This window comes from Sphingomonas sp. (assembly GCF_041661825.1).
In the GTDB taxonomy this organism is placed as follows: domain Bacteria; phylum Pseudomonadota; class Alphaproteobacteria; order Sphingomonadales; family Sphingomonadaceae; genus Sphingomonas.
In genome coordinates, this window is sequence record NZ_JBAZTU010000001.1 from 100,027 (window position 1) to 121,248 (window position 21,222).

Genomic DNA, 21,222 nt, shown 5'->3' on the forward strand with positions numbered 1-21,222 from the left:
GCCTAGAGCCCAGTCCGCCTGAACCGGCAATGTCCGTTCGAGGCAAGGCGCGCCAGAGCGACGTGCGCCGGCGATGAACCGGGCGCGCGCGCTGGCGTCATCTCATTGATTGTTCTGGCGATGCAGGAAGCGCGGAATGTCGAGCGCATCCTTGTCGGACGGCTCTTCCTCGCGTGCGGCACCGCGCGAGACGCTCGACATGCGCTCGAACAGGGTACCGCCCAGCTTCACGCGCGGCGCGGCGGGTGCCGGCTCGGCTTCGGCCGGGGTTTCCTCGGCGGCGGGCGCACCGGGCGACAGCCAGCGGCGGCGCACCGACAGGTCGGGATCGGGCGCAGCTTCCGCCTCGGCCGCAGTCTCTTCCTCGTCGCCGAACACCGGAATGTCGGAAACCTCGGTCTCGCTGCCCAGCACCAGCTCGTCGCTGTCTGCGGCGGTTGCGGGAGCCTCCAGGACGATCTCCGGGGCGGGTTCTTCCGACACCACCGGCTCGGCGGCAACTGGCTCGGGAGCCTCGACGACCGGAGCAGGTGCTTCCTCGGCCTTTTTCGGCGCAGAGAAGGTGAAAGCGCGCGACACCGGGGCCGCTGCCGTGGCCGGACGCGCTTCGGCCTCTATGCCGGTAGCGACGACCGAGACGCGGATCTTGCCTTCGAGTTCGGGGTTGAAGGCCGAACCCCAGATGATGTTGGCATCTTCGTCGACCAGCTCGCGGATATGGTTCGCGGCCTCGTCGACTTCGAGCAGGCGCATGTCGTCGCCGCCGGTGATCGACACGATCACACCCTTGGCGCCCTTCATGCTCACGCCGTCGAGCAGCGGGTTGGCAATCGCCTTGGACGCTGCCTCGATCGCGCGATTGTCGCCCGACGCTTCGCCGGTGCCCATCATCGCCTTGCCCATCTCCTGCATCACCGAGCGGACGTCAGCGAAGTCGAGGTTGATGAGGCCAGGCATGACCATCAGGTCGGTGATGCCGCGCACGCCCTGCTGCAGCACCTCGTCCGCCATCTGGAACGCCTCCTTGAAGGTGGTGTTCGCATTGGCGACCAGGAACAGATTCTGGTTCGGAATGACGATCAGCGTGTCGACGTACTTCTGCAGCTCCTCAATGCCTGCGTCGGCAGCTTTCGCGCGACGATTGCCCTCGAACGCGAACGGCTTGGTCACGACGCCGACGGTCAGGATGCCCATGTCGCGGGCCGCCTTGGCGATGACCGGCGCCGCGCCCGTGCCCGTGCCGCCGCCCATGCCGGCGGCGATGAAGCACATGTGCGCGCCTTCGAGCATCTTGGTGACCTGCTCGATCGTCTCCTCAGCCGCGGCGCGGCCGATCTCCGGACGCGAACCAGCGCCGAGGCCCTGCGTGATCTTCGCGCCGAGCTGGATCTTGTGCGACGCGCTGGACTGTTTGAGGGCCTGCGAATCCGTGTTGGCGACGAGGAAGTCGACGCCCTGCACTTCGGCGCGCATCATGTTCGCGATCGCGTTGCCTCCGGCACCGCCGACCCCGATCACCGCGATGCGCGGCGTCAGCTCGTCGACTTCGGGGGGAAGGAATTCGATGCTCATCGCCTGGTCTCCGCAACACCCCAAACATCGGGGCGCTCAATGATGATGCCGTTCGTTCTGCACCATCCCTTGCGGTGACTCCAGCACGAACAGCTAAATCTTGTCGTATTTCTTTAATAATTCGCCTTGGCAGTCGCGATCAGCCTCTTGAAGATCGCAAGTCCCTTGGGTCGATGCACCAATTGGTTCGCCGGCGACAAGGATCGCAAGTCCACCGGATCAGCCGCAGCATAGAAAGCGAGGCCCGCCAAGGTCGCGAAAGCCGGTCCGCCATGCGCTTCCGGCAAGGCGGTCAGCCCGCGCGGCCGGCCGATCCGGACCGAGCGGCCAAGCGCCTGCTGCGCATAATCGGCAATACCCTTCAGCTCGGCGCCGCCGCCGGTGATCACGACCTGGCGGCCGACCGGCCCTTCGAACTTCAGCTCGACCAGCGCCTTCTGAACCTCGTTCATCAGATGATCGAGCCGCTGGCGGATCACCGAGATGAGCTGCGCACGCGTAATACGCGTGCCCTCGCCCGCGCCGTCCTCAGCGGAGATCGGCGCCACGTCGATCATGTCGTGATTGTCGCGGGGGCTCGCATTGGCCGAGCCGTAGAAGCACTTCATCCGCTCCGCTTGCGCGCGGCGCGTACCGAAGGCAGAAGCGATGTCGTCGGTGATGTCCGCCGCGCCGATCGGGATCGAGGTCAGCCCGACCAGCATGCCACCGGCGAACAGCGAGACATTGGTGATCCCCGCGCCCATCTCGACCAGGGCGACGCCCAGCTCGCGCTCTTCCTCGGACAGGCAGGCCATGCCGGTCGCAACCGGCGAAGCGATGATCGCCTTCACCTCGAGATGCGCATTGGCCACGCACAGACCGAGGTTGCGCACCGGCGATCCGTCGGCGGCAACGACATGGATGTGTACGCCAAGCCGGTCGGCATGCAGCCCGAGTGGCCGCTTCACGCCCGTCAGGCCGTCGAGGGTGTAGAGCGCGGGCTGCGCGTGCAGCACCATGCGGCCCGCCGGGTCGATCGATTCACGGCCCGCCTGGAGCAGCGCATCGATATCCGACTGCTCGACCCGGTGGCCGCCCAGCTCGAACTCGATCGAGGCGACGTCGGACACGAGCCCGCCGGCCGAGAAGCTGACCCAGACATTCTCGATATTGGTCCCGGCGATCCGCTCGGCCTGCTCGACCGCCTCGCGCACCGCGACCTCGGTCGCGGCGGCGTCGGCGATATAGCCGCGCTTGACGCCCCGGCTCTCGCGCTGGCCGGTGCCGAGCACGATCAGCTCGCCCCCATCGCCCTTTTGCGCGATCATCGCGGAGACCTTGGACGACCCGATATCGAGCGCCGTGATCAGTCCTTCGGGTGCTGTCTTCGCCATACGCCTTACCCCTGTACCAACTTGAACGCGCTATGCTTGGCTTCGATAAGCGCCGGTCGCTGCGACGTATTTTCGCTTTCCGGGTCCGTTATGGCACGATTGACCACCTGACCAGGCTTGCGTGCAACCAGTTTTGTCGGATCGCGCATGTCGAAGCGGATCCAACCCTTGCCCAGCAGCGGCCGCGCACCGTCGAGCTGGGCGAATTTCACCAGTGCCTTGGCGGCATCGCCATCGCCTTCGGGCAGCGCCAGCGTTTCGCCGGATTCGAACAACAGGTTCCAGCGCCGGTTGCCGACCCAGGTCGCCGCCTTGACGAGCGGGCGCAGCGCGGGCGCAGCCTCGAGCAGTCTCTGGTACTTTGCTTCCTGCTCGTTCGCGCCGGGGCCAATGACCAGCGGCAGGTCGGGCATCGCCTCGGCTTTCACCGGCTCGAGCCACACGCCGTTCTCCGCAATCAGCGAGAGCTTGCCACGATCCTGCCACACCGCCGTCGGCTTGCGCTCGACGATATGCACCAGCAGCGTATCGGGCAGCCGGCGCGAGACATGCGCATCGGCGATCCAGCCATAGGACAGCAGCTTCTGGCGAACGTCTTCCAGGTCGACCAGCGGCATCGCGCGGGATTTCTGGTCGAGCGCAACGGCATAGACCGTCATCCGGTCCATCCGGCTGAGACCCGTCACTTCGACCTGCTCGACGCGGAAGCCCGCCCGCCCGACACCCTCGGCAATGGCCACGCCGATCGCGCCGGGCACACCGAACCAGGTCGCGGTCGCAATCGCCACCGCGCCGACCGCGCCGACGATCGACCAGGTGGCGATGCGGCGCAGCGTGTCATGGCTGATCGGCAGCGCTTCGATCGTGCGATCGATGATCGATTGTTTGGGCTGTTGGCGGCGCTTCGACTGGATCTGCCGACGGGGCGGCGACCCGCGCTTGATCGTTCGGCTCACGCTGTTTTCTCCGGGCCCAGGGCCTCCTCGACGATCTTCTGGACCAGTTCGGCATAGCTCAGGCCGACATAGCGGCCTTGCTCCGGCACGAGGCTGAGCGCGGTCATGCCGGGCTGGGTGTTAACCTCGAGCAGGAACAGGCCATCCACGCCCTGGCTGTCGTCCCAGCGGAAATCGGAGCGCGACACGCCCTCGCAGCCGAGCAGCCGGTGCGCGTCGAGCGCGATGCGCTTGCACGCGTCGGCGATGTCGTCGGGAATCTCGGCCGGGCAGACATGTACGGTCAGGCCATCGGTATATTTCGCATCGTAATCGTACCAGCCGCTTTTCGGCTTGAGCTCGGTCACCGCGAGCGCCTCGCCCGCCAGTACTGCCGTGGTCAGCTCACGCCCACGGATATACGGCTCTGCCAATAATTCTTCGAACTCGCCCCAGGGCCCCGTCACGCCCCGCGCGATCGGGTTGCCGTAATTCCCCTCGTCAGTGACGATCGCGACGCCGACCGAAGAACCCTCATTGACTGGCTTCAACACATAGGGTCGCGGCAGTGGATCGCCCTCGTACAACGTCTCGCTCTTCACGATCCGCCCGCCGGGCATCGGGATGCCGTGCGGCACCAGCGTCTGCTTGGTCAGCAACTTGTCGATCGCGATCACTGAGGTGACGAGGCCCGAATGGGTATATTTAAGGCCCATCAGGTCGAGCATGCCCTGCACCGACCCGTCCTCCCCGGGCGTGCCGTGCAGCGCGTTGAACACGACGTCCGGCGCCGCCTCGGCCAGCTTCGCCGCAACGTCGCGACCCATATCGATCCGGGTGACCTTGTGTCCAAGGCTCTCCAGCGCGTCCGCGACGCCGGCACCCGACATCAGCGAGACCTCGCGCTCGGCCGACCAGCCGCCCATCAACACCGCGACGTGGACCTTGCTCACTTCTTGACCCCCACGCGCTGAATTTCCCATTCGAGCTCGACCCCCGAGGTCACCCTGACCTTCTCGCGCACCTCCTCGCCCAAAGCCTCGATCTCCGCGCTGGTCGCGGTGCCGAGGTTGAGCAGAAAGTTGCAATGCTTCTCGCTGACCTGCGCGTCACCGCGCGTCAGCCCGCGGCATCCGGCCTGATCGATCAGCGCCCAGGCCTTGTGCCCCTCCGGATTCTTGAAGGTCGACCCGCCCGTGCGCGAGCGCAGCGGCTGCGACGCTTCGCGCTCGGCCGCGATACGGTCCATTTCCGCGCCGATCACGGCAGGATCGCCTGCCACGCCCTCGAACACCGCCTCGACCACCACCGCGCCCGCCGGCAGATCGGAATGGCGATAGACATAACCGAACTTCGCCGCCGGCCAGACCTCGACATCGCCAGAGCGCGTTACGACCGTCGCCTCGATCAGAATATCCGATGTGTCGCGCCCATAAGCGCCCGCGTTCATCTTCACCGCGCCACCGACCGTGCCCGGGATTCCGCGCAGGAACTCGAGGCCGGCAATACCCGCATCGCGCGCTGCGCTCGCGACGCTGATCCCCATCGCCGCCCCACCCGAACGAACTCGGTTGCCCGGCTCGATCACCACCTTCGCCATCGCCTTGGGGAGGCGCACCACCACCCCCGGTACGCCACCGTCCCGCACGATCAGGTTCGATCCGACGCCCACCGGGAGCACCGGCGTCTCGGGATCGAGTCCGGCCAGGAATACCGACAGGTCGCGCACGTCCTTGGGCCGCACCAGCCACTCCGCCGGCCCGCCGGTGCGGAACCAGATGAAGTCGGCCAGGCTGCCCTCGTGCACGGCCGTGCCCTCCAAGGGCGGCAAGGCGTAACAGACATTGCTCATCGCGCTGCCTCGATGGCATCGGCAAGGCCCGCGGCCCACTTAGTAATATCCCCTGCCCCGAGACAGACGACCATGTCGCCTGGCTGGGTAACGCCGGCAAGCGTGGTGGCCAGCGCAGCAGCATCGGCAATCGTCGCCGCCGACCGGTGCCCGCGACGCTTGATGCCCTCGACCAGCGCCTCGGCATCGACGCCTTCGACCGGCGCCTCGCCCGCCGCATAGACCGGCGTCACATAGACCATGTCGGCATCGTTGAACGCCTGCTGGAACTCCTCCATCAGGTCGCCGAGCCGCGAATAGCGATGCGGCTGCACCACTGCGATCACCCGGTTCTCGACACCCTCGCGCGCCGCCGACAGCACCGCGCGGATCTCGACCGGATGATGGCCGTAATCGTCGATGATCGTCACGCCGCCGGTTTCTCCGACCTTGGTGAAGCGCCGCTTCACCCCGCCGAACTTGGCGAAGCCCTGCTGGATCGTCGCATCGTCGATCCCGACTTCCAACGCCACGCCGATCGCGGCCAGCGCGTTCTGGACATTATGACGGCCCGGCATCGGCAGCTCGATCCCCTCGATCGACCGCGTCGTCCCGTCGCGACCGCGCACAATCGTCTCGAACCGGTTGCCGCCGGGGATCGGCGTCACGTTCACGCCGCGCACATCGGCCTGGGCCGAGAAACCATAGGTCACGACGCGCCGGTCGCGCAGCCGCGGTATGATGCCCTGTACCTCGGGATGATCGAGGCAGAGCAGCGCGGCACCGTAGAACGGCACATTCTCGACGAACTCGACAAAGGCGTCCTTCACCGCGTCGAACGAGCCATAATGGTCGAGATGCTCCGGATCGATATTGGTGACGACCGCGATCGTGCCGTCGAGCCGCAGGAAGCTGCCGTCGCTCTCATCGGCCTCGACCACCATCCAGTCGCTCGCGCCGAGCCGCGCGTTGGAGCCGTAGCTGTTGATGATCCCGCCGTTGATCACGGTCGGATCGACCCCGCCCGCGTCGAGCAGCGCCGCGACCATCGAGGTCGTCGTGGTCTTGCCATGCGTACCGGCGACCGCGACGGTCGACTTCAGCCGCATCAGTTCGGCGAGCATCTCCGCGCGCCGCACCACCGGAATGCGCCGCTCCAGCGCCGCCTCGAGTTCGGGATTGCCGCGCTTGATCGCGGTCGAGGTGACAATCACCACCGCATCGCCCAGATTCTCGGCCTGCTGCCCGATATGGACCGTGATGCCCTTGTCGCGCAGGCCCTGCACGACATAGCCCTCGGCCATATCGGATCCCTGCACCTTATAGCCGAGATTGTGCATCACCTCGGCGATGCCGGACATGCCGATCCCGCCGATGCCGACGAAGTGGATCGTGCCGATATCGGTTGCGACACCCTTCATGCGTAGATCGGCTTTCCATTGTTGCCCATGGGCAGCGGCACGCCGATCGGCATGTCCCCGGGCGTATCGTTCAGGCTCTCGACCAGATCGGCTAGGTCGCGTGCCGCATCGGGCCGCCCGCAACTCCGTGCGCGGCCAGCCGCATTCTGCAACGCGGCCGGATCGAGCCCGAGCTTCTGCATCTGCTTCGCCAGCTCGACCGGCGTAAAGCTGCGCTGGTCGATCGTCCGCGCGCCGCCGGCCGCCGTCATTTCCTTCGCGTTGGCGGTCTGATGGTCGTCGGTCGCGCTGGGCAGCGGCACCAGGATCGCCGGCCGCCCAGCCACGGTCAGCTCCGCCAGGGTCGACGCCCCGGCCCGCGCAATCACCAGATGCGCCCAGGCGAGCTGCTCGGGCAGGTCGGGCAGATAGGTGGCAAGGTCGGCCGCGATCGACAGCTCCGCATATTTTGCGCGTGCCGCCTCGATATCCTCGATCCGCGCCTGATGAGTTACCTGCAACCGACGGCGGAAGCTCACCGGCAGCAGCGACAGCCCGTCCGGCACGACCTGGCTCAGCACGCTCGCGCCCTGACTGCCGCCGGTGACCAGCACGCGGAAGATGCCGTCTTCCTCCAACAGCGGATAAGGCCTTGAGCGCAGCGCCAGCACCGAATCCCGCACCGGATTGCCCACCAGGTGAGTCTTGCCATGATATTTGGCGGCGAGCCGCTCGACATTGGCATAGGAGGTCGCGATCGCAGTCACCTTGCCCGCGACCAGCCGGTTCACGCGCCCCAGCACCGCATTCTGCTCATGCACCGCGGTCGGTATCTTCTGTTGGAATGCCGCGAGCAGCGCCGGCAACGCGGGGTAACCGCCAAAACCGATCACTGCATCGGGACGAAAGGCGCGGTACAGCTCGATCGCCATCGCCCGGCCCTTGACCATGGCCGACGCAGCGCGCGCCCAGCCGATCGGCCCGCCCGACAGCCGCCCGGCCGGCAGCACGTGAGTCTGCACATCCTCGAACAGCCCCGGAAAGCGCACGCCACGCTCGTCGCTGATCAGCGCGACATGGTGCCCGCGCTTCATCAGTTCGGCAGCCAGAGCCGCCGCCGGGACCATATGCCCGCCCGTGCCGCCCGCCGCGAGAACGAAGTGCCGTGCCTGAGTCATTCCCCGCTCCATCGTGCGATATAAGGCGACCGCGATACGAAGGGATTGCGTCTGGTGAAAGCCAGCAACAGACCCATGCCGATCGACAGCGCGATCATCGACGATCCGCCATAGCTGATAAAGGGCAAGGTCATGCCCTTGGAAGGCGCGAGCCCGGTATTCACTGCCATGGAAATCAGCGCCTGCGTGCCAAATTGGGTCGCGAGCCCAGCTGCAGCGAACAGCCGGAACTCATCCTGCTCGTCGAGCAGCTTCACGAACACCCGCACCACGATCGCCAGGAACAGCAAGGCGATGATCACGCAGGCGACCAGCCCGAACTCCTCGCCGATCACCGAGAAGATATAATCGGTATGCCCCTCGGGCAGGCGAAATTTCATCGATCCGCCACCGGGCCCGGTACCGCGCCAGCCGCCCGCCGTGATCGTGTCATGCGCCGCATTGGTCTGGAAATGGTCTGACGCCCCCGCCCCCTCGCTGTTCGGGAAGAGATAGGCATCGATGCGCGTGCGCGCAGTCCCGTAGAACAGATAGGCTGCGATCACCCCCGCCGGCACGCAACCGATCAGCGCCGCCATCACCTTGGGCGATGTCCCAGCGATCATCAGCAGCGCCAGCCACACCGCGGCGAACACCATGGTCTGACCGAAATCGGGCTGGAGCATCAGCAGCAGTGCAACCAGCGCGGTCATCGCCCCGGTGATGATTACCACCGGCAGCGCCTCGTCCTTGGCGCGCATCGACAACAGCCACGCGCAGGTGACGATGAAGAAGGGCTTCAGGAACTCGGATGGCTGAATCAGCGACACGCCGAAATTGAGCCATCGCGTCGCACCATTCTTCTCGACCCCGAAAAACGGCACCGCGATCAGCAACACGAGGCAGACGACCGTACCAAGCAGCGCCATCCGCCGCGCGATCGCGACCGGCAGCATCGAGACGACGAACAGGATCGGCAGCGACACGCACACCCAGGCGAGCTGCCACCAGAGATAGAAGAGCGCCGGGATGTGATGCTTGTCGTCGGAATAACGCGTGGCCGCAGCCGGAGAGGCAGCACCCACCGCGATCAGCCCGACCGCAATCAGCAACAGGGTGAGCAGCAGCAGCATGCGGTCGATATCCCAGAACCACATACCCAGCGCCGAGCGGTCGCCGCGACCGCCCCCGCCTTTCATGCGCTTCCACAGGGTCAATGTGCCGGTGGGCGCCTTGCTCATACCAGCGCCCCCACAAGCGCGCGGAACTGGTCGCCGCGATCCTCGAAATCGCGGAACTGATCGAACGAGGCACAGGCCGGCGACAGCAAGACCGTCTCGCCTGCCACGGCGTTCGCTGCGGCACTGTTCACCGCCGCGGCAAGCGTACCGCTTTCCTCGACCGACATGAGCGGCTTGAGGATTGCAGCGAAGCGCGGCCCCGCTTCACCGATCGTATAGGCGCGCGCGACATGCCCGAAGGACGGCGCGCAGGCATCTAGATCGTCGGTCTTGGCCTGACCGCCCAGAATCCAGTGAATCCGGTCGAACGCGGCGAGCGCCGGCGCGGTCGAGTCCGGGTTGGTCGCCTTGCTGTCGTTGACGAAGGCGACACCGCCGCGCGTACCGACTCGCTCCATCCGGTGCGGCAGGCCCTTGAAGCTTGCCAGCCCCCGATCGATTGTCGCATCGTCTACCCCGAGCACCTTGCACGCATCGATCGCGGCAAGTGCGTTCTGCGCGTTGTGCGGCCCCTGCAGCGAGGGCCAGCACGACTGGTCCATGCAGATGCCCGGCGCGATCTTCGTCAGGTGCTCGCCCCGCGCCGACAGCGACCGCGCAATGTCGGCCGAGGCGGAATCGCCGATCCCGATGATCGCGGCATGATCCGGCGACTGCATCGCGAACAGCCGTGCCTTGGACGCGGCATAATCCTCGAACCCGGCATAGCGATCGAGATGGTCGGGCGTGATGTTGAGCAGGATCGCGACATCGCAATCCAGGCTGGCGGTCAGATCGATCTGATAGCTCGACAGCTCGAGCACATAGACGCCACCCTCCGGCAGCGGCTCTTCGCCCAGGATCGGCTTGCCGATATTCCCGCCGAGCCGAGCCGGCATGCCGGCGGTCTCCAGGAGGTGATGGATCAGCGCCGTGGTGGTCGACTTACCGTTGGTGCCGGTGATCCCGACCAGTTTGTGCGCCGGCAGGCCGGCCCGCGCCTGAGCGAACAGCTCGATATCGCCGATGATCGGCACGCCCGCCGCCCGCGCCTTGGCGGCAACCGGATGACGATTGATCGGAACGCCCGGCGACACGACGAGCCCATCGAAGCCGGCAAGATCGATTTCTTCCGGGTTGGCGATCGTCGCACCGGAAACGGCCGCCCGCGCCGCCGCGTTGGAATCCCATGCCGTCACCTCGGCCCCGCTCGCCACCAGCGCACGCACCGTCGCCGCGCCCGAGCGCGCAAGCCCCAGCACCGCGTAGCGTTTGTCGCGCCATGTGGGGCTGGTGATCACCGAAGCTTCAAGGTCGACAGGCCCGCAAGCGCGAGCACCAGCGCAATGATCCAGAAACGGATCACGACGGTCGGCTCGCTCCAGCCGAGCTGCTCGAAATGATGATGGATCGGCGCCATCTTGAACACGCGCTTGCCGGTGCGTTTGTAGAAGAACACCTGGATGATGACCGAGAGCGCCTCGATCACGAACAGCCCGCCGATGATGCCCAGCACGATCTCGTGATGCGCGACGACAGCGATGGTGCCGAGCGCCCCGCCCAGCGCGAGGCTGCCGGTATCGCCCATGAACACGGCGGCCGGCGGCGCATTGAACCACAGGAACGCAAGCCCCGCGCCGACCATCGCCCCGCAGAAGATGGCGAGATCGCCCGCCCTGGGGACGTGCGGAATGCCGAGATACGTCGCGAACTTCGCGTTACCCGCCAGATAGACGATGATCATGAAAGCGACCGCCGCGATGATCACCGGCATGGTCGCCAACCCATCCAGCCCGTCGGTCAAATTCACCGCATTGCCGAACGCCACGATCGTGAAGGCAGCGAACACGATGTAGAAATAGCCGAGGTCGATCCACCAGCCATTGGTGAACGGAAGATAGAGATGCGTGCCGGTCGCATTGTTCTGATGGATGATCAGCCCGGCCGCGATCGCCGCGATGGTGAATTCGCCGACCAGGCGCATCCGCCCCGACACGCCCTTGGTGCTGGCTTTGCGCACCTTGTCGTAATCGTCGAGGAAACCGATCGCGCCGAAACCCAGGGTCACGAAGGTGCAGGCCCAGACGAACGGGTTGCTCAAATCCATCCACAACAGGATCGACAGCACCAGCGACGTCAGGATCATCAGCCCGCCCATGGTCGGTGTGCCGCGCTTGGCGAGGTGGCTTTGCGGCCCGTCGCTGCGGATCGGCTGGCCCTTGCCCTGGCGCACCCGCAGCCATCCGATGAAGCGCGGCCCGATGATCAGGCCGATGATCAAAGCCGTCGCGACCGCCCCGCCCGAGCGGAAGCTCAGATAGCGGAAGAGGTTGAGAAGACCCGGAAAACCGAGGTAACTGGCGATCAAATAGAGCATTATGCTGTCCCGTTCGCCAAACCGGCGACTATGCTCGCCAACCCGACTCCGTTCGAACCCTTGATGAGAACCGCGTCGCCCGGCGCCAGCATTTCCAGCAAGCTTGCCCGCGCGGTCGCGGCATCGGGCACATGGACGAAATCGACCCTGCCCTCAAGCGCGTTCGCCAGCGCCGTCATCGCTTCACCGACCAGAATGACCCGTTCGACGCCCGCCGCGACCACTGGCTCGGCCAGGCCCGCATGATAGGCGTCGCTCTTCTCGCCCAGCTCGCGCATCTCGCCCAGCACCGCGACCCTGCGTGCCGCCTTCTCGGCGCCCAGCACCGCCAGGGTCGCCCGCATCGAGGTCGGGTTCGCGTTATAGCTCTCGTCGATCACCAGCGCCTCGCCGCCACGGACTGGTACCGTCAGCCGTGCCCCGCGCCCGGCAAGCCCGCCCAGCTCCGCCAGCGCAAGCCCGGCGAGCGCAAGATCGCCACCGACCGCATCGACCGCCGCCAGCACCGCGAGCGCGTTCGACACCCAATGCATGCCCGGCTGCCCGACGGTGAAGCTCAGTTCCTTGTCGCCAACCGACGCCGTGACGAAGGTGCCGCCATTCGCGGTCCGCATCGTCTCGATCGCCCGCACGTCGGCGCCCTGGTCGATCCCGAAGGTTACGATTCTGGCCGCGTAGGGTTCGGCGTGCCCGATCAGCCGGTCGCGGTGCGGGCTATCATAAGGGATGATCGCTACCCCGCCCGGCTCCAGCCCGGCGAAGATTTCGCCCTTGGCGTCGGCGATGGCGGATTCGTCAGGGAAGAAGGCGGTGTGCGCCGGCGCGATCGCGGTCACCATCGCGACATGCGGCCGCACTAGACTGGTGAGGTGCGCCAGTTCGCCGGCATGGTTCATGCCCATCTCGAACACGCCGAACCGGCTCGCGGCCGGCATGCGCGCCAGGCTCAGCGGCACGCCGGTATGGTTGTTGTAGCTCTTCACCGATCGATGCGCCGTGCCCGGCGCCCCGCGATCGAGCGCGGCGAACAGCGCTTCCTTGGTGCTGGTCTTGCCGACCGATCCAGTCACGCCGATGATCTTCGCCGCAGTGCGCGCCCGCGCCGCGCGGCCGAGCGCGTCGAGTGCCGCCATGGTATCGGCAACCAAAACATGCGGGTGCGGTGTCGATACGCTGACAACCGCACCCGACGCTCCCCGCTCGGAGCTTTGATCGAGAAATTTATGCCCGTCGCTCGTCTCGCCCTTCAGCGCGACGAACAGGTCGCCCGCTCCGACTTCCCGGGAGTCGAAGGTGACGCCGGTGATAGCGAAATCGGCAGACGCGGTGCCGCTAGTGGCGGCCGCGATCTCGGCGGAAGTCCAGAGACTCACGCCGCCATCTCCCGTGCCACGCTCACATCGTCGAACGGCAGCACCAGGTCGCCCACAATCTGCCCCTGCTCATGTCCCTTGCCCGCGACCAGCACGATATCCTGCGGCCCGGCCTCGGCGATCGCTGCGCCGATCGCGTCGCGCCGCGAGCCGATCTCGGTCACACCCGGCGCGCCTTCCATCACCATCGCCCGGATCGCGGCCGGATCCTCGGAGCGCGGATTGTCGTCGGTCACATAGACCTTGTCGGACATCGCCGCCGCGACCACGCCCATCGGCGCGCGCTTGCCCTGGTCGCGATCCCCGCCCGCCCCGAACACCGTGATCAGCCGGCCCGAAACATGTGGCTTCAGCGCCGAGATCGCCGCTTCGAGCGCGTCGGGCGTGTGCGCATAATCGACATAGACCGGCGCGCCGCTCCGCGCGATCACCGCGCGTTCCAGCCGCCCCCTCACTGGCTGCAACCGTCCGATCGACGCCAGAGTCTGCGTCACGTCTCCCCCGGTCGCGATCACCAGCCCCGCCGCGGTCAGTGCATTCGCCGCCTGATAGGCACCGATCAGCGGCAGCATCACCTTGTACGTCTTGCCCTCGGCCTCGATGACCAGCCCCTGCCCCAGCAAGGTCGGATCGCGCGACACCAGCTTCAGCGTCTCGCCCTGCGTCCCCACCGTGAGCACACGAAGCCCCCGCTCCCGCGCGATCTCGATCACGCGCGCTGCATGGGGATCGTCGGCCCACACCACCACGGCGCCGTCATCGACGACCACTTCGGAGAACAGCCGCAGCTTGGCCTCGAAATAGGCCTCCATCGTCCCGTGATAATCGAGGTGATCGCGGCTGAGATTGGTAAAGGCAGCCACCCTGACCGGCAGCCCCTCGGTACGATACTGCGACAGGCCGTGGCTCGACGCCTCGAACGCGACATGGCTCACGCCCTCGCGCGCCAGCCCCGCAACGTTCGACAGGAAAGTAACGATGTCGGGTGTGGTCAACCCGGTCGAAACCTGGTCGTCCGCCGTCGTGACGCCCAAAGTGCCGATCGACGCGGCATGGAAGCCGGTCATTCGCCATAATTGCCTGGTCATCTCGACGGTGGAGGTCTTGCCGTTGGTCCCCGTCACCGCGACCGCCGTCTCGGGGAATGGCGCGAAATAGCGCGCGGCCAGCCCGGCGAAGCGTTTCCGCGGATTGGCATCGGCGATATGCGTCACGCCTTCGACGCGCGCCTCGGGCCGCGCCACCACCGCAATCGCGCCGCCGGCGACGGCCGCCGGAATGAAATCCTCGCCATTCACCTGCGCGCCCTCGAACGCACCGAAGATAGTGCCGGGCGCCACCTTGCGGTGATCGATCGCGAAGCCGGTGACAGTCGCGTCCTCCGCTCCACCGGTCAGCGCGCCAAGCTTCATTCGGCGTCCGCCGGGTTCTCGCCCGGAGCATGCCACAGCAGCGGCAGCAGTTCCGAGACGTCGACGTCGCGGTTGTTGTCGGGCGTCACACCCAGCATCGCGCCGGTGCGCGAGATCACGCGGCTGACGACCGGGGCCGCGGTCCAGGCGGCGGTGGTGAGACCAAAGGATTCGGCATTGCCGATGGGCGAATCAAGCATGGCGATCACCACATAGCGCGGCGCGTCCATCGGGAAAGCCGCCGCGAAGGTCGAGACGTTCGCTTTCTTCGAATAGCCGCCAGCACCGGCCACTTCGGCGGTGCCGGTCTTGCCCCCGACCCGGTATCCGGGCGCCTCGCCCTTGCGGCCGGTGCCCTGGGTCACGACCAGCCGCAGCAACTGACGCATGCGCGCGCTGGTCGTCTCGGACAGCACGCGGCGGCCCTCGGGCGCCTTGCCCGGCGCGACCCTCAGCAAGGTCGTCGGGCGCCAGATCCCGCCATTCACCAGCGTCGCATAGGCATTGGCAAGGTGCAGCGGCGTCACCGCGATGCCGTGGCCATAAGCGGTCGTCATCACCGTGGTGCGCGCCCAGAAGACCGGCCAGATCGGCTTCTGCTTCTCGCGCAGCTCGATCTCGGGGCGCGTGTCGAAGCCCATCGCCTTGAACATCGCTGCCATGCGGTCCTTGCCGATCTCGTCGGCGATCCGCGCGGTCACGATGTTCGACGAATGGATCAGCGCCTCGGGCACGTCGAGGAAACGCTTCTGCGAATGATCGTCATGGATGGTGAAGCCGCCGACATGCAGCGGTTCTGTCGCATCGTAGCGCTTTGCCATCGAGGTCACGACGCCGCTTTCGATCGCGGTCGCCATGGTGATCGGCTTGAAGGTGGATCCCAGCTCGTACACGCTCTGCGTCACGTTGTTGCGCAGCGCGTCGCTGCTGGTGCCGGCGAGCTTGTTGGGGTTGTAGACGGGCAGCGAGACCATCGAGATCACTTCGCCCGTGTTCACGTCCAGCACGATGCCCGTCGCGGACTTCGCCTTGAACGCGATCATCGCCCGGCCCAGCTCGCTTTCCATCGCCGCCTGCACGCGGCTGTCGATCGACAACATCACCGGCGTGCCGCGCGTGGAGGGGCTGGTCAGCTGGTCCTCGAACGCGCGCTCGATGCCGGCACGGCCCATGATCCTTTTATCGTCGCCCGTCGGCCCGATATAGCCAAGCACATGCGCGGCCATCGTCGTCTGCGGGTAAAGCCGCTCCGGCTCGCGCGCAAAGGCAAGGCCTGGCTCGCCGATCGCATGGACCGCATTGACGATCGCCGGCGAGGCATGGCGCTCGAGATAGGTGAAGTTCACCGGCAGGGTCAGCTTGGCATAATACCAGGACTCGTCATGCCCGGGCAGCACAGCGGCGAGCTTCGCCGCCAGTTCCTGCTTGTCGCCGAGCAGCTTGCCGGGATGCACCCCGATGGTCCACGCCTCGATCGTCCGGGCCAGTGGCTCGCCATTGCGGTCGAGGATGTCGCCACGCGGCCCAATGCCCGATACCGGCCCCTGGATGCTGGTCGGTTCGGACACGAACCCGAGCATCGCGATCCGCCCGATCACGAGCGTGAAGCCGGCCGCGAGCATCAGCATCAGGATCATCAGCCGCACATGCGCCGTCGCGACCAGCGCATGGCGCTGGCCGGTCAGACGCCGTTGCGGCAGTGGCCGGGCGACGAGCGCGGTCAACGCATGCGCCCCGCTTCCGTGCGGGCGCCGCTGAACAGGTCGCCGATCGTCGAATCGCTCAGGAGCTTGCGGTCGAGCAGCGCCACCGTCTGGGTCTTGCCGCTCTGCACGGCCCGTTCGCGAACCTGCGCCACGGTCGCCGGAGCAGTCGGCGCAGGCTTGGTCGTGGTCGCGGCCGTCTCGACCATGCGGGTCGCCACCGCCGGCGTCGTCGCCGGGCGCATGGTCGAGCCGTCGGGCAGCGAGGGCACGACCAGCGAGGCGGTCTGCACCGTCGCATCATGGCCCTGGTTGAGGTCGAGCGATGCAAGCGCGCCCTCATCGGACACGAACTGGGTCGCCGCCGGCGCAGTCAGACGCAACGTGTCGCCGTTCCACTTCTCGAGCTGGGCGAGATTGGCACGCGTGTCGAACTCCGTCTCCAGCGCGCGGATATCGCGGTGTGCCTGGACGATCAGCGCCACCGTCTTGTCGAGCTTCTTGCGCTCGGCCGCGACCTGCAACGGCACGAGCAGGAAGCCCAGGGCAACGGCAACGCCGGCCAGGAACCAACCAAGACTCTTCCAGGCATACGCAAGCATCACAACGCTCCTTCAGAAGACCAGGCTGCGGCATCCGTCCGCAACGCTGTTCGTAACGTCGCCGATCTCGCACGGGGGTTGCGCGCAATCTCGGCATCGTCGGCACGCACCGCGCGACCGACATTCTCAAAGCTTGGTTTGGCGTTAACCATCAACTCAGGAAGATGACGGGAGCGGCCGGGTAACGATCCGCTCCGTTCGCGGAGGAATCGCTTCACCATCCGGTCCTCAAGGGAGTGGAATGTGACCACCGCCAGACGCCCCCCCGGCTTGAGCACGCGCTCGGCCGCGGCGAGCCCCTCGGCGAGCTCTTCTAGCTCTCTATTCAAATAGATACGGATCGCCTGGAAGGTCCGCGTGGCCGGATCCTTCTTGTCGTGCGGCTTATATCCGAGCGCCCGGCGGACGACGTGCGCCAGCTCGCCGGTGCGTGTAATCGGGCGCGCCGCGACGATCGCGCGCGCCACCCGGCGAGCGCGCGGCTCCTCTCCGTAATTATACAACACGTCGGCGATCGCAGCTTCGTCGGCGGTGTTGACGAAGTCGGCGGCGGTCTCGCCCTCCTGGCTCATCCGCATGTCGAGCGGCCCGTCCGACTGGAAGGAAAAGCCGCGCTCGGCCTGGTCGAGCTGCATCGAGGACACGCCGATATCCATCGTCACACCGTCCACCGGCACGGCACCCCGCGCCTCGAGCTCGGCATCGAGTGCGGAAAAGGTCGCCGGAATCAGGATCAGCGCACCGTCCGCTGCGGCCTCCATCGCCCGCCCGCCGGCGATCGCATCGGGGTCGCGATCGAAGGCGAAGACGATCGCGCCGCTGGAGAGCAAGGCGCGCGTATAGCCGCCGGCCCCGAAGGTCGCATCGACATGGCGCTCGCCGGGGGTAACGGCGAGCGCTTCGACAACCTCACGGAGCAGCACGGGGACATGGGGCGCAGGAATATGGAATTCTGGGGCCGTCACAGCGCGATCCCCTTGAGTTGGCAATGGTAGCGGGCGCACGACTTCACCATTTCGGCAACGCCTTCGGCCTCGATCAGCGTCTTGGGGTCCCAGATCTCGAAATAGTCGAACACGCCGTAGAAAAAGGCGTTGGTCCCGATCTTGGCGTGGAAGCGCGGAAAGCCGGGCATGATGAAGCGACCGCTGCCGTCGAACGGCGTCGCCTCGCCCTGCGCCGCGCGGCGCTTGATGTTGTAATCATACTCGCCGTCGTCCGCGGTGTAATTCTCTTCGCGGGCGTCGAGCTTGGCCTTCAGGATCGAGACATAGGCAGGATCATAGGCGATCAGGCAGGGGTGCTTCTGATGGACGCCTATGATGACGGTGCCGCCGTCCTTGCCGTCGGGACGCGGGCTGTTCGCCGCCAGGATGGCCCTGAGCGAAGCGGGGATGGCGACACGGCCCTTGTCGTCGACAAGGCCAAGTCCGTCTCCCTGATATTCTGCCCTTTGCGCCACGCCATACCCCGAACACCAGCAGGCATGACTCTCCCGTCTTCGAAAGACGGCCTTCGCCGCCCTCCAGCGCAATGCCGCGCAGGCGAGATGAGTTTACCCCTGTTGGAACAGGGTTAACTCGGGGCTACCGGGGATTCAAGGGGAAATCAGGGGAAAATCGGGGCAAAAGCCCTAATGGCTTCGATTCTCCGGGGAATTAATTCTAGTCATTTCAACCTGTTCTCGGTGTGTTCTGGATGTCTCGGGGTTTCGGGGGCGTTTTCCCCGGATCGCCCCGGGGCCCGGGCGTGTTCTCCCCGATTCTCCCCGCCGGCGCCGTCGGCCGTACCGGAGAGATCGGGCTCATTTGGGCTTTGCGTTGTTGGACGCCTGCGCGACGTTCACGTCCGTCGCGGTGCTCGGCGCCACGCCGAGCTCGGCGAGCGGCTCGCTGCTCGCTCCCTCGACCGGCAGGGCCTGGTTGCCCGCCGCCATGTTGGCGACGACATCGGGATGCGCGCCGCCGACCACGATCAGCGGGCGTTCCTTGCTGGCGGTGGAGAAGATCGCGGCCGCCAGCCCGATGAGAAGCAGGACGGCGGCAAGGCCGATCATCCCGACCTTCACCCGCTGCGACGTCTGCGCCGGATCTTGAGCGATGATTTTCATACGTGTGGCATAAATGTAACGCATGAAAAGAGTCTTGTCGATGGCTCGACTATTCGCGCTTCAGCCGCTCCGGAACGGTAAGGCCTTTCGACTCGAGCCAGGCGCGATTGTAGAGCGTCGAGAGGTAGCGAAAGCCAGTGTCGCACAGGATCGTCGCGATCCTCTTGCCCGGGCCAAGCTCCCGCGCCAGCCGCACAGCACCGGCGACGTTGATGCCCGACGACAGCCCCAAGCACAGCCCTTCCTCGTCGAGCAGCCGCGTCACCCATTCCATGCCCTCCTCGTCGGAGATGCGGAATTGCGTATCGATCGGCGCGCCTTCCAGATTGGCGGTGATCCGCCCCTGCCCGATCCCTTCCGCGACCGAACTCCCCTCCGACTTCAGCTCCCCACAGGCATAATAGTCGTAGAGCGCAGCGCCGTGCGGATCGCTCAATGCGATGCAGACATTCTCGTCCTTGGCTTTCAGCCCGAGCCCCACGCCGGCCAGCGTCCCGCCGGTCCCGACCGAGCAGGTGAAGCCGTCGATCCGCCCGTCCATCTGAGTCCAGATTTCTTCCGCCGTGCCTGCGATATGCGCGCGGCGGTTGGCAATATTGTCGAACTGGTTGGCCCAGATCGCATTGGGCGTCTCCTCGGCGATGCGCCGCGAGGTGTGCACGAAATGCCCCGGGTTCGAATAAGGCGCGGCCGGCACCAGCACGAGCTCGGCACCGAGCGCGCGCAGCGTGTCCATCTTCTCCCGGCTCTGCGTCTCGGGCATCACGATGATGGTCTTGTAGCCCTTGGCATTGGCGACCAGCGCGAGGCCGATACCGGTATTGCCAGCAGTCCCTTCGACGATCGTCCCGCCCGGCTGGATCAGCCCTCTCGCCTCGGCATCCTCGACGATGAACAAAGCGGCACGATCCTTCACGGACGCCCCCGGATTGGCGAACTCGCATTTGCCGAAGATGTCGCATCCGCTGGCCTCGCTGGGGCCCTTGAGACGGACGAGCGGGGTGTTGCCGATCAGGGCGAGCGTGTTGGGGGCGGTGTGCATGGCGCCTAGATGGCGCGCGATCGCGCGGCGGGCAAGCAAGCTGAATCATTGGGCCGCCAAGTTCGCCGTTGTCGCTTCGTCGCGCCCATGGTAGAATTTTCTTGCTCGGAGGTAGAAACATGGGCGTGCAGCTCAACATCAAGGACGAAGAGACCGTTAGGCTGGCCCGCGAACTCGCCGCCGAGATGGGCGAGAGCGTTACCCAGGCGGTCCGCATCGCGCTTCAAGAACGAAGGGCACGCACCGTACAACCGCAACGTCGCGCGACTGCGGAAGAGATATTGGCGCTGGTTCGCGGCGCGCGCGCTCATCTCAAGCCGGAATTCCGCGACCAGGAGCTGTCGTTGACGCATGGCGATCTGCTGTACAACGAGGACGGCTCCTTCAAATGATCGTCGATTCATCGGCAATCATGTCGATCCTTCTCGAAGAGGAGGACGATAAACTGTTCGCCGGTGCTTTGGCCGATTCGAGCACTCCTCCGCGCCTATCGGTCGGAAACTGGATCGAGCTGGCAGCGGTTGTCACGCGCACGGCCGATGGAGCGCTATGGGACCTCGCGGAACAGCTTGTTCGGCAGATGATGATTTCCATCGAACCTGTCACCGTCGAGCAGGCCGAGATAGCGCGCGAGGCGTATCGCCGCTATGGCTTGGGCACTCGCCATCCCGCCCGCCTGAACTTCGGCGATTGCTTCGCTTACGCCCTAGCCAAGACGACCAGCGAACCGCTGCTCTTTAAGGGCAACGACTTCGCCAAGACGGATATCGTCCCCGCGCTCTGATCAGGCCACGCCCGCCGCGCGCAAATGCGGGCCGAGCCGCCCGCTCAGCCACAGGAAGAACATCCGGTAATCGCTGAACAGCGACCAGAGCGGGTAGGTGAAGGTCGCCGGGCGGTTCTTCTCCACCCCGAAATGCGCCGCCCAGGCAAAGCCGTAACCGGCGATCGGTACCAGCGCCCACCACCAGCCGCCCTTCATCAGCGCCACTGTCAGAAAAACGAAGGTCAGCGCCGTCCCGGCATAATGCAGCCGCCGCGTCTCCGGCTTCGCATGCTCGCGCAGATAATAAGGCCAGAATGCGGCATAGGTGGTGATTTGCTTTGCCATG

At 66.1% G+C, this 21,222-nt stretch carries 21 protein-coding genes; 2 read left to right on the forward strand and 19 right to left on the reverse strand.

All coding sequences use genetic code 11. The annotated features are described in order from the left end of the window. Positions 1-102: 102 nt before the first annotated feature. The 18 genes from ftsZ to WC729_RS00530 form a co-directional block, all read right to left on the reverse strand. Positions 103-1,572: a cell division protein FtsZ gene (ftsZ, locus tag WC729_RS00445; RefSeq protein ID WP_372848410.1), complete on the reverse strand. Its 1,470-nt coding sequence runs from the start codon at positions 1,570-1,572 to the stop codon at positions 103-105. 113 nt (positions 1,573-1,685) lie between these two features. After that, entirely contained in the window at positions 1,686-2,948 is a 1,263-nt protein-coding gene (ftsA, locus tag WC729_RS00450; RefSeq protein WP_372848412.1) for a cell division protein FtsA, read from the reverse strand. Between the two features lie 5 nt (positions 2,949-2,953). Next, a complete protein-coding gene (locus tag WC729_RS00455) occupies positions 2,954-3,904 on the reverse strand; it encodes a cell division protein FtsQ/DivIB (RefSeq protein ID WP_372848414.1) in 951 nt (316 codons plus the stop codon). Then, positions 3,901-4,809 (reverse strand): D-alanine--D-alanine ligase, encoded by a 909-nt coding sequence (locus tag WC729_RS00460; protein ID WP_372850969.1) that lies wholly within the window; start codon positions 4,807-4,809, stop codon positions 3,901-3,903. The genes WC729_RS00455 and WC729_RS00460 overlap by 4 nt, the downstream gene beginning before the upstream one ends. A gap of 23 nt (positions 4,810-4,832) precedes the next feature. Then, positions 4,833-5,735: a UDP-N-acetylmuramate dehydrogenase gene (gene murB / locus WC729_RS00465; RefSeq protein ID WP_372848416.1), complete on the reverse strand. Its 903-nt coding sequence runs from the start codon at positions 5,733-5,735 to the stop codon at positions 4,833-4,835. Beyond that, positions 5,732-7,135, reverse strand: a complete 1,404-nt coding sequence (gene murC / locus WC729_RS00470; RefSeq protein ID WP_372848418.1) for a UDP-N-acetylmuramate--L-alanine ligase — start codon at positions 7,133-7,135, stop codon at positions 5,732-5,734. Before murC ends, murB begins: the two co-directional genes overlap by 4 nt. Continuing rightward, complete coding sequence (murG, locus tag WC729_RS00475) at positions 7,132-8,292, reverse strand: undecaprenyldiphospho-muramoylpentapeptide beta-N-acetylglucosaminyltransferase (protein ID WP_372848420.1); 1,161 nt, start codon at positions 8,290-8,292, stop codon at positions 7,132-7,134. Before murG ends, murC begins: the two co-directional genes overlap by 4 nt. After that, the gene (locus tag WC729_RS00480) at positions 8,289-9,512 is read right to left on the reverse strand and encodes an FtsW/RodA/SpoVE family cell cycle protein (RefSeq protein ID WP_372848422.1); all 1,224 of its coding nucleotides are present in this window, start codon (positions 9,510-9,512) and stop codon (positions 8,289-8,291) included. Before WC729_RS00480 ends, murG begins: the two co-directional genes overlap by 4 nt. Then, a complete protein-coding gene (gene murD / locus WC729_RS00485; protein ID WP_372848424.1) occupies positions 9,509-10,792 on the reverse strand; it encodes a UDP-N-acetylmuramoyl-L-alanine--D-glutamate ligase in 1,284 nt (427 codons plus the stop codon). The genes WC729_RS00480 and murD overlap by 4 nt, the downstream gene beginning before the upstream one ends. Beyond that, positions 10,789-11,868: a phospho-N-acetylmuramoyl-pentapeptide-transferase gene (mraY, locus tag WC729_RS00490; RefSeq protein WP_372848426.1), complete on the reverse strand. Its 1,080-nt coding sequence runs from the start codon at positions 11,866-11,868 to the stop codon at positions 10,789-10,791. Before mraY ends, murD begins: the two co-directional genes overlap by 4 nt. Next, a complete protein-coding gene (murF, locus tag WC729_RS00495; protein WP_372848428.1) occupies positions 11,868-13,241 on the reverse strand; it encodes a UDP-N-acetylmuramoyl-tripeptide--D-alanyl-D-alanine ligase in 1,374 nt (457 codons plus the stop codon). Before murF ends, mraY begins: the two co-directional genes overlap by 1 nt. Continuing rightward, positions 13,238-14,653 carry a UDP-N-acetylmuramoyl-L-alanyl-D-glutamate--2,6-diaminopimelate ligase gene (locus WC729_RS00500; RefSeq protein WP_372848430.1) on the reverse strand — a complete coding sequence of 472 codons (1,416 nt, stop codon included), beginning with the start codon at positions 14,651-14,653 and terminating at the stop codon, positions 13,238-13,240. The genes murF and WC729_RS00500 overlap by 4 nt, the downstream gene beginning before the upstream one ends. After that, the gene (locus WC729_RS00505; protein ID WP_372848432.1) at positions 14,650-16,377 is read right to left on the reverse strand and encodes a peptidoglycan D,D-transpeptidase FtsI family protein; all 1,728 of its coding nucleotides are present in this window, start codon (positions 16,375-16,377) and stop codon (positions 14,650-14,652) included. The genes WC729_RS00500 and WC729_RS00505 overlap by 4 nt, the downstream gene beginning before the upstream one ends. Next, positions 16,374-16,958 (reverse strand): hypothetical protein, encoded by a 585-nt coding sequence (locus WC729_RS00510; protein ID WP_372848433.1) that lies wholly within the window; start codon positions 16,956-16,958, stop codon positions 16,374-16,376. The genes WC729_RS00505 and WC729_RS00510 overlap by 4 nt, the downstream gene beginning before the upstream one ends. Further along, on the reverse strand, positions 16,958-17,923 hold the full coding sequence (gene rsmH / locus WC729_RS00515) for a 16S rRNA (cytosine(1402)-N(4))-methyltransferase RsmH (RefSeq protein ID WP_372848435.1): 966 nt from the start codon (positions 17,921-17,923) through the stop codon (positions 16,958-16,960). Before rsmH ends, WC729_RS00510 begins: the two co-directional genes overlap by 1 nt. Beyond that, positions 17,920-18,420: a division/cell wall cluster transcriptional repressor MraZ gene (locus WC729_RS00520; protein WP_372848437.1), complete on the reverse strand. Its 501-nt coding sequence runs from the start codon at positions 18,418-18,420 to the stop codon at positions 17,920-17,922. Before WC729_RS00520 ends, rsmH begins: the two co-directional genes overlap by 4 nt. A 342-nt stretch (positions 18,421-18,762) precedes the next feature. Further along, positions 18,763-19,068 (reverse strand): hypothetical protein, encoded by a 306-nt coding sequence (locus WC729_RS00525; RefSeq protein ID WP_372848439.1) that lies wholly within the window; start codon positions 19,066-19,068, stop codon positions 18,763-18,765. 49 nt (positions 19,069-19,117) lie between these two features. Continuing rightward, positions 19,118-20,110: a cysteine synthase A gene (locus tag WC729_RS00530; RefSeq protein ID WP_372848441.1), complete on the reverse strand. Its 993-nt coding sequence runs from the start codon at positions 20,108-20,110 to the stop codon at positions 19,118-19,120. Between the two features lie 119 nt (positions 20,111-20,229). On the opposite strand from WC729_RS00530, the gene WC729_RS00535 reads away from it, so the two are divergent. After that, positions 20,230-20,502: a type II toxin-antitoxin system VapB family antitoxin gene (locus WC729_RS00535; protein WP_372848443.1), complete on the forward strand. Its 273-nt coding sequence runs from the start codon at positions 20,230-20,232 to the stop codon at positions 20,500-20,502. Beyond that, a complete protein-coding gene (locus WC729_RS00540; RefSeq protein WP_372848445.1) occupies positions 20,499-20,894 on the forward strand; it encodes a type II toxin-antitoxin system VapC family toxin in 396 nt (131 codons plus the stop codon). The genes WC729_RS00535 and WC729_RS00540 overlap by 4 nt, the downstream gene beginning before the upstream one ends. On the opposite strand, the gene WC729_RS00545 is transcribed toward WC729_RS00540, so the two are convergent. Then, positions 20,895-21,221 carry an Mpo1-like protein gene (locus WC729_RS00545; RefSeq protein ID WP_372848447.1) on the reverse strand — a complete coding sequence of 109 codons (327 nt, stop codon included), beginning with the start codon at positions 21,219-21,221 and terminating at the stop codon, positions 20,895-20,897. It abuts the gene before it with no gap. Position 21,222 lies beyond the last annotated feature (1 nt).

Excerpts from the sequence above, each read along its gene's own strand:
- WC729_RS00535 (WP_372848443.1), top strand. The coding sequence starts at position 20,230 with ATGGGCGTGCAGCTCAACATCAAGGACGAAGAGACCGTTAGGCTGGCC.
- WC729_RS00545 (WP_372848447.1), bottom strand. The coding sequence starts at position 21,221 with ATGGCAAAGCAAATCACCACCTATGCCGCATTCTGGCCTTATTATCTG.
- mraY (WP_372848426.1), bottom strand. The coding sequence starts at position 11,868 with ATGCTCTATTTGATCGCCAGTTACCTCGGTTTTCCGGGTCTTCTCAAC.
- WC729_RS00530 (WP_372848441.1), bottom strand. The coding sequence starts at position 20,110 with ATGCACACCGCCCCCAACACGCTCGCCCTGATCGGCAACACCCCGCTC.
- murG (WP_372848420.1), bottom strand. The coding sequence starts at position 8,292 with ATGACTCAGGCACGGCACTTCGTTCTCGCGGCGGGCGGCACGGGCGGG.
- WC729_RS00510 (WP_372848433.1), bottom strand. The coding sequence starts at position 16,958 with ATGCTTGCGTATGCCTGGAAGAGTCTTGGTTGGTTCCTGGCCGGCGTT.
- murB (WP_372848416.1), bottom strand. The coding sequence starts at position 5,735 with ATGAGCAATGTCTGTTACGCCTTGCCGCCCTTGGAGGGCACGGCCGTG.
- WC729_RS00500 (WP_372848430.1), bottom strand. The coding sequence starts at position 14,653 with ATGAAGCTTGGCGCGCTGACCGGTGGAGCGGAGGACGCGACTGTCACC.
- ftsZ (WP_372848410.1), bottom strand. The coding sequence starts at position 1,572 with ATGAGCATCGAATTCCTTCCCCCCGAAGTCGACGAGCTGACGCCGCGC.
- WC729_RS00540 (WP_372848445.1), top strand. The coding sequence starts at position 20,499 with ATGATCGTCGATTCATCGGCAATCATGTCGATCCTTCTCGAAGAGGAG.
- WC729_RS00480 (WP_372848422.1), bottom strand. The coding sequence starts at position 9,512 with ATGAGCAAGGCGCCCACCGGCACATTGACCCTGTGGAAGCGCATGAAA.
- WC729_RS00525 (WP_372848439.1), bottom strand. The coding sequence starts at position 19,068 with ATGAAAATCATCGCTCAAGATCCGGCGCAGACGTCGCAGCGGGTGAAG.
- ftsA (WP_372848412.1), bottom strand. The coding sequence starts at position 2,948 with ATGGCGAAGACAGCACCCGAAGGACTGATCACGGCGCTCGATATCGGG.
- murC (WP_372848418.1), bottom strand. The coding sequence starts at position 7,135 with ATGAAGGGTGTCGCAACCGATATCGGCACGATCCACTTCGTCGGCATC.
- WC729_RS00460 (WP_372850969.1), bottom strand. The coding sequence starts at position 4,809 with ATGGGCGGCTGGTCGGCCGAGCGCGAGGTCTCGCTGATGTCGGGTGCC.